The sequence below is a fragment of the Pseudomonas sp. GW821-FHT03C07 genome (assembly GCF_059420925.1).
Window position 1 is genome coordinate 600,300 of the sequence record NZ_JBWKUQ010000003.1, and the last position, 14,901, is coordinate 615,200.

General features: G+C 62.5%; 12 protein-coding genes and 2 pseudogenes. 4 read left to right on the forward strand and 10 right to left on the reverse strand.

The annotated features are described in order from the left end of the window. Positions 1 to 110 precede the first annotated feature (110 nt). Positions 111 to 1,208: a PLP-dependent cysteine synthase family protein gene (locus AC07VG_RS09145; RefSeq protein ID WP_495020909.1), complete on the reverse strand. Its 1,098-nt coding sequence runs from the start codon at positions 1,206 to 1,208 to the stop codon at positions 111 to 113. A 317-nt stretch (positions 1,209 to 1,525) separates the two neighbouring features. On the opposite strand from AC07VG_RS09145, the gene nhaA reads away from it, so the two are divergent. Then, positions 1,526 to 2,698, forward strand: a complete 1,173-nt coding sequence (gene nhaA / locus AC07VG_RS09150; RefSeq protein WP_494999432.1) for a Na+/H+ antiporter NhaA — start codon at positions 1,526 to 1,528, stop codon at positions 2,696 to 2,698. A gap of 59 nt (positions 2,699 to 2,757) precedes the next feature. Here nhaA and AC07VG_RS09155 read toward each other — a convergent pair whose 3' ends face one another. Then, positions 2,758 to 3,222, reverse strand: coding sequence for an outer membrane lipoprotein (locus AC07VG_RS09155; RefSeq protein WP_103496413.1), 465 nt, complete (start codon positions 3,220 to 3,222; stop codon positions 2,758 to 2,760). 230 nt (positions 3,223 to 3,452) lie between these two features. On the opposite strand from AC07VG_RS09155, the pseudogene AC07VG_RS09160 reads away from it, so the two are divergent. Further along, positions 3,453 to 3,686: pseudogene (locus AC07VG_RS09160) on the forward strand (hypothetical protein); the annotation flags it as partial. Positions 3,687 to 3,772: 86 nt separating this feature from the next. Here AC07VG_RS09160 and pdxH read toward each other — a convergent pair. The 5 genes from pdxH to dinG all read right to left on the reverse strand — a co-directional run bounded on the left by pdxH (position 3,773) and on the right by dinG (position 11,705). Continuing rightward, on the reverse strand, positions 3,773 to 4,420 hold the full coding sequence (pdxH, locus tag AC07VG_RS09165) for a pyridoxamine 5'-phosphate oxidase (protein ID WP_494999431.1): 648 nt from the start codon (positions 4,418 to 4,420) through the stop codon (positions 3,773 to 3,775). Between the two features lie 25 nt (positions 4,421 to 4,445). Then, complete coding sequence (locus AC07VG_RS09170; RefSeq protein ID WP_495020895.1) at positions 4,446 to 5,537, reverse strand: OmpA family protein; 1,092 nt, start codon at positions 5,535 to 5,537, stop codon at positions 4,446 to 4,448. A 110-nt stretch (positions 5,538 to 5,647) separates the two neighbouring features. After that, positions 5,648 to 6,793 (reverse strand): serine hydrolase domain-containing protein, encoded by a 1,146-nt coding sequence (locus tag AC07VG_RS09175; RefSeq protein ID WP_494999871.1) that lies wholly within the window; start codon positions 6,791 to 6,793, stop codon positions 5,648 to 5,650. 306 nt (positions 6,794 to 7,099) lie between these two features. Next, positions 7,100 to 9,463 carry a beta-agarase gene (locus AC07VG_RS09180; protein ID WP_495020896.1) on the reverse strand — a complete coding sequence of 788 codons (2,364 nt, stop codon included), beginning with the start codon at positions 9,461 to 9,463 and terminating at the stop codon, positions 7,100 to 7,102. A 97-nt stretch (positions 9,464 to 9,560) separates the two neighbouring features. Then, a complete protein-coding gene (gene dinG / locus AC07VG_RS09185) occupies positions 9,561 to 11,705 on the reverse strand; it encodes an ATP-dependent DNA helicase DinG (protein WP_494999428.1) in 2,145 nt (714 codons plus the stop codon). Between the two features lie 99 nt (positions 11,706 to 11,804). On the opposite strand from dinG, the gene AC07VG_RS09190 reads away from it, so the two are divergent. After that, positions 11,805 to 12,269 (forward strand): CopD family protein, encoded by a 465-nt coding sequence (locus AC07VG_RS09190; protein ID WP_495020897.1) that lies wholly within the window; start codon positions 11,805 to 11,807, stop codon positions 12,267 to 12,269. Positions 12,270 to 12,423: 154 nt separating this feature from the next. Here the strand turns inward: AC07VG_RS09190 and AC07VG_RS09195 are convergent, their stop codons facing one another. Beyond that, positions 12,424 to 13,182, reverse strand: a complete 759-nt coding sequence (locus tag AC07VG_RS09195; RefSeq protein ID WP_494999426.1) for a collagen-like protein — start codon at positions 13,180 to 13,182, stop codon at positions 12,424 to 12,426. Next, positions 13,175 to 13,453 carry a DUF1145 domain-containing protein gene (locus AC07VG_RS09200; RefSeq protein ID WP_494999425.1) on the reverse strand — a complete coding sequence of 93 codons (279 nt, stop codon included), beginning with the start codon at positions 13,451 to 13,453 and terminating at the stop codon, positions 13,175 to 13,177. The genes AC07VG_RS09195 and AC07VG_RS09200 overlap by 8 nt, the downstream gene beginning before the upstream one ends. Before the next feature lie 109 nt (positions 13,454 to 13,562). Between AC07VG_RS09200 and AC07VG_RS09205 the strand changes: the two genes are divergently transcribed. Beyond that, positions 13,563 to 14,060 carry a DUF6231 family protein gene (locus AC07VG_RS09205; protein WP_494999424.1) on the forward strand — a complete coding sequence of 166 codons (498 nt, stop codon included), beginning with the start codon at positions 13,563 to 13,565 and terminating at the stop codon, positions 14,058 to 14,060. Between the two features lie 457 nt (positions 14,061 to 14,517). On the opposite strand, the pseudogene AC07VG_RS09210 reads toward AC07VG_RS09205, so the two are convergent. Further along, positions 14,518 to 14,683 (reverse strand): annotated as a pseudogene (locus tag AC07VG_RS09210) (hypothetical protein); the annotation flags it as partial. Between the last annotated feature and the right edge of the window lie 218 nt (positions 14,684 to 14,901).

The window sequence follows — 14,901 nt, forward strand, 5'->3', positions numbered from 1 at the left end:
AGAGCGCTATAAGCTTCGCGGCGGTGCGGCGATCCGACAAGCACCGCTCCCACAGGTTTTCTGCCATACGTAACACTCAGATACGGCTCAGGACGGTGGGAGCGTTCGGATCAGATCCCGGCCCGCAACACACTCTCGGGCAGCGCCTCGCCGCGCTCGACACTGGCCGCCACGGTCGCGATCAGGCTGTCCAGCTCATAGCCCTGGGCCGCCAGCCATTGCGGGTCGTAGTAGGTGGTGGCGTAACGCTCGCCGCCGTCACAGAGGATCGCCACGATCGAACCACTATCCCCCGCCTGGACCATCTGCCGCGCCGCCATCAGCGCACCGATCAGGTTGGTCCCGCTGGACCCCCCGACCCGCCGCCCCAGGCGCTGTGCCAGGTAGTGCATGGCTGCCAGGGACAAGGCATCCGGCACCTTGACCATGGCATCGATCACCTTGGGCAGGAACGACGCCTCGACCCGCGGACGACCGATGCCTTCGATTCGCGAACCGCAGTCCAGGCGCAGGCTGGCGTCACCGGTCTGGTAAAAATCGAAGAACACCGAACGCTCGGCATCGGCACACAACACCCGGGTGCAATGCTGGCGATAGCGCACATAACGACCCAGGGTCGCCGTGGTGCCGCCGGTACCCGGGCTGGAAATCAACCAGCTCGGCTCCGGGTGACGCTCGCAACGCAGTTGCTGGAAAATCGACTCGGCGATGTTGTTGTTCGCCCGCCAGTCAGTGGCTCGCTCGGCGTAGGTGAACTGGTCCATGAAATGACCGCCGCTCTCCCGGGCCAGGCGCTCGGATTCGGCATAGATCTGCGTCGGGTCCTGCACCAGGTGGCTCTTGCCGCCGTAGAAGGCGATCTGCGCGATCTTTTCCTGGGAGGTGGTGGCCGGCATCACCGCGATAAAGGGCAAGCCCAACAGGCGCGCGAAGTAGGCTTCGGAGATCGCCGTCGAGCCACTGGACGCCTCGATCACCGGCGCGCCCGGGCGCAGCCAGCCATTACACAGCGCATAGAGGAACAGCGAACGGGCCAGGCGATGCTTCAGGCTGCCGGTCGGATGGCTGGATTCGTCCTTGAAGTACAACTCGATGCCCGGCAGGCCCGGCAACGGTAAAGGGATCAGGTGGGTATCGGCACTGCGCTGGAAGTCGGCTTCAATGATCCGAATCGCTTCCCGGGCCCACTGTCGGTTGTCGCTCATGATGGCTACTCGTCTTGGAACGGAGGCGCTCGAAAGCACTGACGGCCGGCTGCGCCACTGCGCCCAAGGCCAAACCGTTGAAGGATAAACAGAGATCGGACCCCTGACAGGCCCCACCGCAATAATCCGCTAACTATAGGAAGTTTCCTACGCAGCGCACAGATACAGTGAAGACGCATTTAGACACACAACTGCTAGGCTCTTTGCGATCACCCTTCAACGACTCGCTTATAACAAAAACGAATATAATTTTTGTTTTAACAACTAACAGTACGGGTTAGGGTGTCCTACCTTTTTGAATTCATCGATGGAGAGCGACCTTGCCTCTGCGTAGCACTTTCACCCGTTTCTTTCAGTTGGAAGCTGCCAGCGGTCTGCTATTGATAGCCGCTGCAGCCCTGGCCCTGATTATCAACAATTCGCCACTGTCGCACCTCTACGCCGGTCTGCTGGACGTACCGGTGGTGGCCCAGGTCGGCGCCCTGAAAATCGCCAAGCCCCTGCTGCTGTGGATCAACGACGGCCTGATGGCGTTGTTCTTCCTGTTGATCGGCCTGGAGGTCAAGCGCGAACTCCTCGAAGGTCATCTGTCCAAGCCGTCGCAGGTGGTGCTACCCGGTGCGGCGGCCATTGGCGGCATGGTGGTGCCGGCGCTGATCTACTGGTTCCTCAACCGTGACAACCCGGCGGCGCTGGGCGGCTGGGCAATCCCCATGGCCACCGATATCGCCTTCGCCCTCGGCGTGCTGGCCTTGCTCGGCAAACGGGTACCGGTGTCACTGAAACTGTTTCTGATGACCCTGGCGATCATCGACGACCTGGGCGCGATCATCGTCATCGCGATCTTCTATTCCCATGAACTGTCGACGCTCTCGCTGATGCTGGCAGGGGCCTGCCTGGTGGCGCTGATCGCGATGAATCGCCTGGGAGTGATCAAGCTCGGACCGTATCTGGTGATCGGCCTGATTCTCTGGGTCTGCGTGCTCAAGAGCGGCGTGCATGCCACGCTGGCCGGCGTGACCCTGGCCTTTTGCATCCCGTTGCGCACCCGCAACGCCGAAGCCTCGCCGCTGCTGAGCCTGGAGCACGCGCTGCATCCCTGGGTGGCGTTCGGCATCCTGCCGCTGTTCGCCTTTGCCAATGCCGGCGTGTCCCTGGCCGGCGTGAACCTGGACAGCTTTACCCACCATGTGCCGATGGGCATCGCCGCCGGCCTGCTGATCGGCAAGACGGTCGGGGTCTTCGGCCTGACCTGGCTGGCGGTCCGCGCCGGCCTGGCGGCGCTGCCCCACGGCGCCAATTGGGGGCAGTTGTTCGGCGTGGCGATCCTCTGCGGTATAGGTTTCACCATGAGCCTGTTCGTCGGCTCCCTGGCCTTTATGCCGGGTCACAGCGACTACGCGGGCATGGACCGCATGGGCATTCTCACCGGTTCGATCCTGGCGGCGCTGATCGGCTACGCCGTGACGGCCGTGGCCAGTCGCAAGCCCTGAAAAAAGAAAACCCCGACCAGTTTCCTGGCCGGGGTTTCTTTTTTAGACCGATCGCGAAATCAGTGGGAAACGCGGCTGGTACCGCCAACGGTGGAAATACGCACACGCTCGCCAACCCGGAAGATTTCGTTCGGCTGAACTTCCTGCACATAGGCACGCATGCTGCCGTCGTCTTCACGCACGGTGATTTCAACACCCTGGGCGCTGGTCAGGCCTTTTTCAGCCATGTTGCCCAGCACGCCACCGGCGACCGCACCGATCACTGCGGTCACGATACTGCCACGGCCACCACCGATGGCGCTGCCGCCGACACCGCCGACAATCGCACCGGCACCGGCACCGATAGGCGAATTGCTACCTTCGATTTTCACCGGACGCAGCGACTCGATGGTGCCCATGCGAATGGTCTGAACGCGACGCGCTTCGTCACGGGAATAGGAATCGCCAGTCAGGCTGTTGGTGCAACCACCCAGCAACATAGCCATTGTGGAAAAGGAAGCAATCAACAAAACAGACTTACGCATAGGATCAACTCCAAAGGAAATGACTTTAATTAAACTCCGCAGCTTGATCCCTGTCACGGCACCGCACGGATAAAATGGTTTCATTCAGCGCCAGTACAGCCTCGACGTCCAAATAAACGGGGACATAGGGTAGCGCGATTACGATCCGCCTGCCCCGGCTGCCAAACAGTTGAAACAATCAGTAACAACTGAATCGCTACGATAACTACCCCAACTCGCAAAGAACCGGCATGGACTACTTCATCATCGCAATCACTACAGTAGCCGGGTTGTATTTCCATGGCTGGCTGTATATCAGGATCAGACGCTGGACGGACCGCGATCTGGCGTTATCGCTAGCGGGAGACAACGAATTACACAAAAAGTTCATGCTCGAACGCCTGGCCGCGGCCAGGGAGCAGAAGATCAAGCGTCGGGACCTGCAACAATGGCTTGAAGCCGCCGCCGCCAGTTATCCAGGTCAAGGCCTGGAAGAACACTCGCCAGGCAGCGATCAGGCGAACACTTGTTCAACGTCGCCTGATCGAAGCGCTGACGGCTCGCGCCAACGCTAAGGCGCGAGACGCTGGCGCGCCCAGTCCGCGCCGACCAGACGGTAGTCGAGGCGGTCGTGCAGGCGGCTCGCGCGGCCCTGCCAGAACTCGATACGCTCCGGCAGTAAACGATAACCGCCCCAGTGCTCGGGACAATCGGGCTGTGTATCGCTGAAGCGCGCTTCGGTGTTCTTGAGCAAGCCTTCGAGTTCCGCCCGGTCGGCAATCACCCGACTTTGCGGCGAAGCCCAGGCCCCCAGGCGGCTACCCAACGGACGCACCTGGAAGTAGGCATCCGATTCCTGCTCCGAGACCTTGACCACTCGCCCCTCGATCCGCACCTGGCGTTCCAGGGTCGGCCAGAAGAAGGTCATCGCGGCAAAGGGACGGACCGCCAGTTGCCGGCCCTTGTCGCTTTCGTAGTTGGTGAAGAAGGTAAACCCCGCCTCGTCCAACCCCTTGAGCAACAGGATGCGGCAATGCGGGCGCCCTTCCTCGTCCACCGTGGCCAGGGTCATGGCATTGGCCTCGACGGGCGCCTGCTCGGTCTTCACCGCCTCGGCAAACCACTGGTGGAACAGCGCGAACGGCTCGGCCGGAGCCTGGGCCTCGGTGAGCCCATCACGGGTGTAGTCGCGGCGCATATCCGCCAGGGTTTGAGTCACGGCGCGTTCCTTCTTGATCGTCAGGTCAGTTCTTGGTCGAGCTGTCGCCGCTGTCGTCTTTCTTCGCCGGCGCTGCTGCCTTGTCCGCCGCTGGCTTGGTCGCCGCTTTCTTGACCGCAGCCTTCTTGTGGACAGAAGCCTTCTTGGCCGCTGCCTTGCCCTTGCCCTTGGTCGTGGCTTTCTTCGCCACAGGCGCTGGAGCCACTGCCGGCTTGACAGCCGCCACCTGGGTGACCGGAAGCGGAGCCGGAACCGGAATGCTGTATTTGCTCAACAGTGCAACCATCGTGTTCTGCGGCGTCAGGATGATTTCCACGCGACGGTTCAGGGCACGGCCTTCGTTGCTGTCGTTGGCGGCACGCGGCATGTCCGCGCCCATGCCACGCAGCATCAGGCGATCACGATGCAGGCCGCTGAGGCCGAAGATCGCCGCTACGGACTGAGCCCGTTGCTGGCTCAGGGCCTGGGTCGACTCGGCGCTGGCACTGTTGTCACCATGGCCGAGGATCAGCACGGCAGTCTTGGGATCACCCTCAACGGTCTTGGCGATTCGGGTGAAGGGACCGAGGGTCACCGGCAGCAACATTTCCGGGCGCTTGGGGTTGTAGAAACCGTCCACCGGGGCAATCACCACCAGCACGTTTTCACGCCGCTCCAACTTCAGGGCGCTGTTCTGGATCGCGGTACGCAGGCGTGGCTCGTAGTCGTCGAGCCAGGCCTGGGTGATTTTCGGATCGGGCATCGGCACGGCCTTGACCGGCGGCTGGGCAGCTTCCTGGGCCTTTTCCGAACTGCCGAACGGCCACCACCAGTGAGTGGCAGGGTCGACCTTTGGCGCTGGGGTCGTCGCGGCGGCAACGGCTGGAGCGGTTGAAGCCGCCGCGGGGGCTACTGGAGCGTTTGCCTTGGCAACATCCTTGGCGGCTGACGCAGCTGCGGCGGGCTTGACCGGGAGCTTGGCAGCATCCTTGGCTACGGCTGCCGCAGACGCGGCGGGTGTACTAGTGCCAGCTGTCGCCGGGGCTTGAGCAATGTCCTTGTCCGCACTTTGTGGAATTTGCGCACAACCGGTCACGGTCAGACAGAGGGCCAGGGCGAGAGACTTGTTCGATGACATTGGATATCCACAAATGAGATAGGGAAACGAGGACCGTCAGGCCCCATGAAACAGTGTATTGGAAAGCAAAAAAGTCACAGGGTTCCGGCCTACGAATTTATCTGCGCATTCTACAGACAGCCGGTAAGAATCCGTACTAGCTTCTGTGCCCGCGGGTCCATCAATACATAAGGGCCGAGGGTATTGGTGACGAAGCCGAAGGCGACATCGTGCTCAGGGTCGGCAAACCCGACGGAGCCGCCGGCACCCGGGTGGCCGAAGGCCTTGGCCCCGAGACCGAAGGTGGCGTTGGCGACGTCCGGCTGATCGAGCATGCAACCCAGGCCGAAACGGGTCTGGGTCAACAGCGTCTTGTCCAGGCCCAGACTGTGCTGGCGGGTCAGTTCCTCCAGCATATCGGCCTCCAGCAGGCGACCGTCGAGCAGGCCGCTGTAGAACCCCGCCAGGCTGCGTGCGTTGCCATGCCCGTTGGCGGCCGGCTGCTGCATGCGCCGCCACTCCGGCTTGTTGGTACTGGTCATGATCGACGGTGGGTTGGTGAACGCCCGGGTGCTCATCGCCTCGGGTTCGCGCATGGTCACTTGCAGCAGGCGCTGGGCCGCGGCGTCGCCGACATTGCCCTTGCCCCGGGCGATATGGGCCACGCGATGGAATTCCTGGTCCGCCAGGCCGACATGGAAGTCCAGCCCCAGCGGCCGGGCAACCCGCGCCACGATGGACTCACCCGGCCCGCGCCCGTCGGCGCGCCGGAGCAATTCTCCGACCAGCCAGCCATAGGTGATCGCGGCGTAGCCATGGCCCTCGCCAGGAGTCCACCAAGGCGCTTCGGCCGCCAGGGCGTCGACCATGGTCTGCCAGTTGTACAGCGCCTCGGGGGGCAGCAACTGGCGCAAGGCCGGTAAGCCGGCCTGATGGCAGAGCAACTGGCGCAGGGTGATAGCGGCCTTGCCGGCGGCGGCGAACTCGGGCCAATACTGGGCAACCGGAACATCCAGTTGCAATTTACCCTCGGCCACCAGTTGCAGCGCGGTGACGGCGGTAAAGGTCTTGGTGCAGGAAAACAGGTTGGCGATGGTGTCGCTGTGCCAGGCCTCGGCACCGTCCTTGTCGGCGGTACCGGCCCAGAGATCAACCACGGTTTCCCCGCCAATCTGGATACAGAGCGCGGCGCCGCGCTCCTGGGGATCGTCGAAAAGGGCCGCGAAGGCTTCGCGCACCGCCTCGAATTGAAGTTCGAAATGACCCTGAATCTGCACCCGTGACTCTCCCGCCGCAACACCTACCAAAGTGGCCTGCATTGTTCCAGCGATTGGCGGGTTTGGGAACAGACGTGAATCAGACTATTCGTAACACCTTGCAAGAATTGTCAGGCATTGAGCAAAGCGCTGTAGGAATTGGAATCATCGACCCAAAACACCACAAAACTGTAGGAGCGAGCTTGCTCGCGATGAGGCCAGGGAGCCATGCATCGCCTGTTCGGCCCCTATCGCCAGCAAGCCGGCGCCTACAGGAACGGTGTTTATTCAAGAAATCAATCCGTGCGCCCGTGGTCCGAGAGCCGCTCAATGGCCGTTGCCGGAGTGACCACCGGGATGGTCGGCCCCCTGTTCACCCGCACTGCCGGAACGGGCGTTGCCACCGCTGTCATCCTGGCCGATGCCCTTGGCAGCTTTCTGCTGCGCCTCCACCTTGGCTTTCTCGGCTTCCTTGTTGAGCAACGCCAAGGCCTGCAGATTGCTCTTGCGCACGCTCTCGACAAAGCCCTGGAACGGCACATCGGTCATGCCCACCAGGCCGAAATGACCGTTTTCGCCGTCCAGCAGGCGTCCCGTCACAGGCTGGTCGAGGTACTGGAACCAGTGCACACCGACGATCGAGGGCTCGGCCACCGCCTGCTTGAGGAATGCGGCATAGGCCGGGCCACGATCTTCTTCCCGGGCCAGTTCCGTCACCCCGCCCCAGAACGGACCGCGATCTTTCGAGCCGAAGTTGAATTCGGTGATCAGTACCGGTTTGTTCAACGCCTCCAACCGGTCGAAGTCGTAACCGTCCTGGGGCTTGAGGGTGTAGAAGTTGAAACTCAGCACATCGCAGTACTGGGCACAGGACGCCACGGCCTCAGGCGTGCTGACAGCAAAACGACCGCCCAGCAGCAGATGGTTCGGCGCATGCCATTTCAGCGAGTCGGAAATGGTCTTGAAGTAGGTGTCGGCAAACACCTTCTGGAAATACTTCAGGTCCGCCTCGATTTGCGGGTGCGCGGGATTCGGCAGCGGTGCCTCGAAGCCCGGGTCCTCCATCTGTTCCCAGGTCGGAATATCCACGCCCCAGGCCTGGGACAGACCCTGCTGGTTGCGGTACTTGTCACGCAACTGCTTGAGGAAGGCACGCTTGGCCGGTACGTCGGTGGTCATGCGCAACGTGCCGTAGGCCAGGGCGTAACGGGATTTCGGATCATCGCCGGGACCGGCCCAGGCCAGTTCGTTGTCGGCGAAATAGCCGAGCAGCCAAGGGTCGTCGCGATGATCGCGGGTGGCAATCGCCACCGCGCGCTCGGTGGCCATGGCAAAACGCGGGTCGAACGGGTCGGGCATGCCGCCCCACCAGTCGCTGCCGGTACTGATACTGGTGTAGTCGCCGACGATGGACAGCGGCAAGGTGTAAGGCACGCGGTCGTTCAGGCTCAGGGCCGGATCGCTCCAGTTACCGAGGGTGTTGAAGCCCCAGGCCAACAGGCGATCCAGGGTGTGTTTCTGCCAACGCTGGGCGTCCAGGCCCGGGGCGCAGGGCACCTTGGGCTCCGTCGGCGCGGCGGTCGCGCACGGCGAACCATAGGTGCGCTCCAGGTTGGCGCCATAGAAATCGAACCAGCGCCCGGACTTGAAAGCCCGGCCCTGGGAGGCTCCGCTGGTGGTGCTGTTGTCGGCCTTGCCGTAGTAGGCGGCCAGGGGCTCACCGTCCTTGGGCAGGTCGCTGAACATGCCTTCACGACCTTCGACATAGGTCTGCTGGTCATGGGCACTCACGGTATTCACACCCAGGGAGTAGAACGGATGCCCCTCCGGCGTCACCAGGTACCAGCGGCCGTCGTGCTTTTCCGTGCGAAAGAAGCCAGTGGCATCAAAGAGCGGGCCCTTGAGCGAACCGCCGAACTTGTCCCGGGCACTGCGTTCGCGCTCGCTCAGCCAGGTCTTCAGTTGCTGGCTTTCCTTGCTCGCGACGGCCTTGAGCTGATCGTCGCTGCTGATTTTTTCCGGCCACTTGGCCCGGGTGGACTGGCCGTAGCCGTCCACCAGCGAGCTGTAGACAGCCGCGATCACATCGTCGCCATTCTGCACGCCGAAACGTTCCAGAAGGATGTTCTGGGCGACTTTCGGCGCGTCCATCGACAGGGTCACCGACACCACCTGCTGGCGATTCAGTTCGCCCCGGCTACTGGCCAGTAACACCCGCTGGCCATCAACCGTCGTCGGCATCGGCGGACCGACGCGCATGCCCTGGCTCAACGCTGAACTGGCCTGCAGCGGCACCAGCAAGGTCTGCGCCGGGCCGGCCGGCAGATCGACGCGGCTGCTGAGGGTCTTGCCGTCGCTGCTCTGGATCGTCACATTGAGGGTCAACGCCCAATCCATCGCACTCTGGATCCGCAGGCTCATGGCGCCCGCCTGCGACCAGTCCCAGGCCCCGGTCTGCGGCGTAAGGCGCAGGCTCGGTTGCAGCGCTGGATTGAAGGTGATCCGCCGCAGCACTTCGCCCTCGGCCGTCTGTTCCGCGTTGTATTGCGGCAGGCTGGCATCCACGGTTGTCACCTGCACCACATCGGCGGGACGAACGAAGTTGAACAGCGTCTGTTGCCCGGCAGGCGCAGCCCAGAGCGGCGCGGCGAACAACAAGGCGAAAACGGCGGGCAGCGTACGGCCAATCATATGAATCAAACTCTCCCTTACGGCCAGTCAGAGGCCAGCGTGACGCCAAGCGGCGCCATCCGTAGACAACGAAATTGGTAATTCAACCTACATCACATTAAGAAATTTCCCGCCGGAACGGCGGCAAGGCATTGAGGATAGCTTTACCGTAGCGCTGGGTGACCAAACGCCGGTCGAGCAAGGTGATGATGCCCCGGTCCTCTTCGGTGCGCAGCAGCCGACCGCAGGCCTGGACCAGCTTGAGGGAGGCGTCCGGCACGGAGATTTCCATGAACGGGTTGCCGCCCCGGGCTTCGATCCATTCGGCCAGCGCCGCCTCGACCGGATCGTCCGGGACCGAGAAGGGAATCTTGGCGATCACCACGTGTTCGCAGTAGGCACCGGGCAAGTCCACCCCTTCGGCAAAGCTCGCCAGGCCGAACAGTACGCTGGAGTCACCACCGTCGACCCGCGCCTTGTGCTTGTTGAGGGTCTCCTGTTTCGACAGGTTGCCCTGGATAAACACCTGCTTGCGCCAGTCGCGGTCCAGGCCGTCGAACACGTCCTGCATCTGTTTACGCGAGGAAAACAGCACCAGGGTGCCCTTGGAACCCTCCACCAGTTCCGGCAGGTCGCGAATGATCGCGGCGGTATGCGCCGCGGCGTCGCGGGGATCGGCGTTGAGATTCGGCACCCGCAGCACACCGGCATCGGCATGATGGAAGGGGCTCGGCACCACCGCCGTCACGGCTTTCTTCGGCAAGCCGGCGCGCATGCGGAAACGGTCGAAGGTGCCCAGAGCGGTCAGGGTCGCCGAGGTCACCAGGGCGCCATAGGCCACGTTCCACAGGTTGCGCCGGAGCATTTCCGCGGCCAGGATCGGGCTGGCGTTGACCTCGATATCAAACAGCGCACCGCTTTCGGCCAGACTCAACCAGCGCGCCATGGGCGGGTTGTCTTCCGGGTCTTCGGCGGTAAAGGCGGTCCACAGCTCCCAGTTGCCCTGGGCGCGAGACAGCAGGCTGCCGAACAGCGGATACCACTCCTCGGCCTGGTGACTGGCGATGCCGATATTGACCTCGCCGTCCATGCCCTCCTTGAGCAATTCGGTCAGGCGGGTGAAGAGGTCGTTGAGGCGGGCAAAGCCTTTCTTCAGCTCGATGCCCATCTCGCGGATATGCTCCGGAATCACCCCGCCGACAAAGCGATGGCGCGGCCGCTCGCGGCCCTCGGTGTCTTCGCCGGTCTTGAAGTCGGCCAGTTGCTCGCAGGCGCTGAACATGAACTGCTGGTGGGTCTTGATCTCCCGCGCCAGCTCCGGCACCTGCTCGATCAGCTTGCCCAGGTCGCCCGGCAGCGGATGCTGGGCCAGCAGCTTGGTCAGGTTCTTGGCGGTCTGCTCCAGCCAGTCGGCGGTGGAGCGCAGGCGCGTGTAGTGGGCAAAGTGGCCGATAGCCTTGTCCGGCAGGTGGTGGCCTTCGTCGAACACATACAGGGTGTCGCGCGGGTCGGGCAACACCGCGCCACCGCCCAGGGCCAGATCGGCGAGCACCATGTCATGGTTGGTGACGATCACGTCGACCTTGCCCATGCCTTCGCGGGCCTTGTAGAAGGCGCACTGGCCGAAGTTCGGGCAATGGCGGTTGGTGCACTGACTGTGATCGGTGGTCAGGCGCGCCCAATCGGCGTCCTCCAGGGCCGAAGGCCAACTGTCGCGGTCGCCATCCCATTTATTTCCGGCGAGCTTCTCGATCATGCTGGTGAAGAGTTTCTGGCTGGCCTCGTCGACCTCGATACGAAACCCTTCCTCTTCGAACAACTGCGCGGTGGCGGTCTGCGCGTGACCTTCCTGCAACAGCATGTCGAGCTTGGACAGGCACATGTAGCGCCCGCGCCCCTTGGCCAGGGCGAAGCTGAAGTTCAAACCGCTGTTGCGCATCAGGTCGGGCAGGTCCTTGTAGACGATCTGCTCCTGCAGCGCGACGGTGGCGGTAGCGATCACCAGGCGCTTGCCGGCGGCCTTGGCGGTGGGAATCGCCGCCAGGCTGTAGGCCACGGTCTTGCCGGTACCGGTCCCCGCCTCCACCGCGACCACGGCCGGGTCGCCACTGCGCCGGCCTTCGTCATCGGTGTCGATATCGCCGAGGACCTTGGCCACTTCGGCGATCATCAGGCGCTGGCCGTAACGCGGCTTGAGGCTCTTGGCTTCGAGAAAACGCGAGTAGGCGCCCTGGATCGTGGTTTTGAGTTCGGTGCTGATCATGAGTCTTCAGGCGCAAGAAACGCTGGATAAATTTTCAGTGGTTCGAATGGACGGCTATCATACCCCGCTAAACCCTCGCGCGCCGCACGGAGTACCCGAATGACCGCTTTTGCCCTTGTCTACACCCTGCATGTCCTGGCCGCACTGGTCTGGGTCGGCGGTATGTTCTTCGCCTGGATGATCCTGCGCCCGGCGGCCATGGCCGCGCTGGAGGGGCCGGCCCGACTGAAACTGTGGGTCCAGGTGTTCCAGCGCTTCTTCGTCTGGGTCTGGGTCGCGGTGGTGCTTCTGCCAATCAGCGGCGTCGGCCTGATCCAGTTGCGTTTCAGCGGGTTCGAGACTGCACCACGTTATGTGCAGGTCATGATGGGCCTGTATATCGTCATGGTTGCACTGTTTATTCGTATCCAGTCATTGCAACTACCGGACTTGCGCCAGGCAGTGCAAGCCCAGGACTGGCCGGCGGGTGCGGCGGCGCTGGGGCGGATTCGGCGACTGGTGGGGATCAATCTGCTGATCGGCTTGGTGCTGGTGGCCATTGCCGCGGCACGCCCGATGTTTTGAGTGCGGTACTGGCTGAGCCCAGGAGCCGAGCCGAGCACGGACAGTGTTGGAGCTGGCTTGCCGGCTATGAGGCCCTTGAGCCTTGCATCGCTCTTGCGGCCGTCATCGCCGGCAAGCCGGCTCCTACAGGGTTTGTAGCGTTTTCACGGTCTTGTTACAGACGCTGAACCGTCACGCTGCCCGCCGGGCCAACCGCCCCCGGCTTGCCCGCGTGGCCCGGACGGCCTGGCTTGCCACCGTCGGTGTCGTAAACGAAGCAGCCCTTGGCCTTGCCACCCGCGCCCGGACGCCCCGCCGCACCGGCAAGGCCGCCGTTACCGCCATCGACCAGCACTTGGATCTGCGCCGCCGGATAATCCCGTGGCAACTGCAGCCGAACCTGCGCACCCGGCGCCCCCTGATGACCATCGCCGCCATTGTCGCCGTCCGCGCCTTGTCCGGCCGCGCCCCAGGTACAGCCCGGCTCATCGCCATTGGCCCCATCGAGCCCGACGTAGCCCGGCACGCCGGCGCCGCCACGGGCATCCACCGACAGCAAAGGACCGCTCAACGCATCGATACGCAGATCCAGGTTACGTCCCGGCGAAGGGGCTCGCTGGTAGGTACCCGGCGCTCCAATCGCGCTGATCTGGCTGCCGCTACCCAACTCGGCGTGTGTGGCCTTGAGGGCGAACCCCTGCTCGCTCGGCACAATGGCAATACGCGCCTCATGCCCCAGGTGCAGCTCACCGATATTCAGTTGCGTAACACTGGCGGGGACCAGCAAGGTGCCAAAGTCGGCCACATCCAGGCGCTCCAGTTGCAGCACCGAGGTACTGGCCGGCAAGCGCAGCAGGGAATTGGTTTCGACACTCACGACCTGGGCGAACGCCAGGGGGCTGCACAGCGCAGCCAGCAGACACAGGCTACGCATGTTGGCGTTCCTCACGGGTAGGCAAAGGCAGGACTTGCAGGTGGAACATGCCGAACAGCAGAATCTGCGCCCGGTCGCGCCAGGGATGGGCACGCTCCCGCAAGCTGCCATTGAACAGCATCACTTCCAGCAAATGCGTCAACAGCAGCATGCTCCCCGCCAGATCGACCAGGACCCGGAACGGACTGATCAGCGGCTGCACCAGGTTGACCAGCACCACCAGCCAGAACATCAGCGTCAACACCTTCCCCAGCCCCCAAAGCACCTTCATACGCCCCCCTGATGAGTTATTCTTTGGCGCACAGTAAGGCGAGTCAGGGTAGTTTGCCAGTGGCCGTTGAAAATTCGCCCATGTTTGCCGTTCCGAGCGAGGAATCCCGATGCTAGAAAGCCTTTCCACCCGCACCCCCCAGCAAGCACTGGCGGCGCTACTGGACCGTTATGCTCCGCAAAACCTGCTGCTGGTAGGGGCTGGCAGCTTTCCGGCACTCGACGCGTTTCAAGCCGCCCACCCCGAGACCCAGGTAGCCTTCGCCGAACCCGGCGCCCTGCCCGCCGCACTGGCCGCCCGGCGCTTCGACCTGGCGCTGGTGGTCGACTGCCTGGAGCACCTGCCCAAGCGTGACGGCCGACAATTGCTCGGCGGCATTCGCAACCTCAATGCCAGCCGGATCGCGGTGCTGGTGGACATGGCCGCCAGCGGCTGGCAGGACAGTGACTTCTTCGCCCTGGCCCTGCAAAACAGCGAACGTTTTGCCCGCGACGAGCAGGTACTGACGTTGTTCACCTATGATCTGAAGGAATACAAACAGGTACCGGACTGGTTGAATGCCAAGTTCTGGGCCAATCCGGAAAATTTCGGCAAGTACTGGTGGTGATTCCCGTGAGCACATCCATCTGTCCCTGTGGTAGCGGCAACCTGCTGGATTTTCTCTGGGCTCACCTATAAGGAGAGGACCTTCAGGCTATCGAGGTTTTCTGCGAATGTCTAACAGGTTTCTGACCGCTGTCTAACGCTTCAAGGGCTCTGGCTGGAGCTTCATGCATTCCAAATGGGACTGACCTACAGAGGCGCACGTAAAGGACCCAGGCGGGCGCAAAAAGGCTCAAGCGGGATGGCGTACAGGGGGGAACCTGCGAGCAAGCGCTGATTGAGGTGGTCACTCAGATTTTTCTGTCGGACTCTCAAAGACATCCGCCACGAGTTGAAGACGCCCACTACGACTGTCACCCGATCTACAACACTGCGCGCATCCACAGCGAGGGCACCTACAGGGGCGCCTGTGGGGGAATAATTGATGAGATGGTAATATCCAAATTTTCTGTATTTACGCATTAAGGGTCCGTAGCGGTTGACCTACGCCCCATAGCCAGAAGACCAACTGAACAGTCACCCAGACCACATAGACTGCCTGGGTAGCCCAGAGAATAGTACAGCCCCCCGAGATTTCTTGCGCTCCATCGCTGAGCGGATCATTAGCTCAGCCACTTGCGCCAGATTCAGGCTTTTACCTCAAATTCTCAAGCAGCACCCCGTCGAACTACAGCACATTGTCGTGGATTGATATTACGACTGGGTATAAAAACGCTCGTAATCCTCGGCATAACGCTTCAACCATTCGTGCTTGGAGATAGAACGGGGTGGACTTGCCCCTACCAGACCGGACACCAATTCCCCGTTAAATTGATGCCGCTGCCAAACGCCTAAATTCTCTCGGC

What these genes read in the sequence shown, in the direction of transcription:
- AC07VG_RS09155 (WP_103496413.1), bottom strand. Translation starts at nt 3,222, where the DNA reads ATGCGTAAGTCTGTTTTGTTGATTGCTTCCTTTTCCACAATGGCTATG.
- AC07VG_RS09170 (WP_495020895.1), bottom strand. Translation starts at nt 5,537, where the DNA reads ATGTCATCGAACAAGTCTCTCGCCCTGGCCCTCTGTCTGACCGTGACC.
- AC07VG_RS09180 (WP_495020896.1), bottom strand. Translation starts at nt 9,463, where the DNA reads ATGATTGGCCGTACGCTGCCCGCCGTTTTCGCCTTGTTGTTCGCCGCG.
- dinG (WP_494999428.1), bottom strand. Translation starts at nt 11,705, where the DNA reads ATGATCAGCACCGAACTCAAAACCACGATCCAGGGCGCCTACTCGCGT.
- AC07VG_RS09190 (WP_495020897.1), top strand. Translation starts at nt 11,805, where the DNA reads ATGACCGCTTTTGCCCTTGTCTACACCCTGCATGTCCTGGCCGCACTG.
- AC07VG_RS09195 (WP_494999426.1), bottom strand. Translation starts at nt 13,182, where the DNA reads ATGCGTAGCCTGTGTCTGCTGGCTGCGCTGTGCAGCCCCCTGGCGTTC.
- AC07VG_RS09200 (WP_494999425.1), bottom strand. Translation starts at nt 13,453, where the DNA reads ATGAAGGTGCTTTGGGGGCTGGGGAAGGTGTTGACGCTGATGTTCTGG.
- AC07VG_RS09205 (WP_494999424.1), top strand. Translation starts at nt 13,563, where the DNA reads ATGCTAGAAAGCCTTTCCACCCGCACCCCCCAGCAAGCACTGGCGGCG.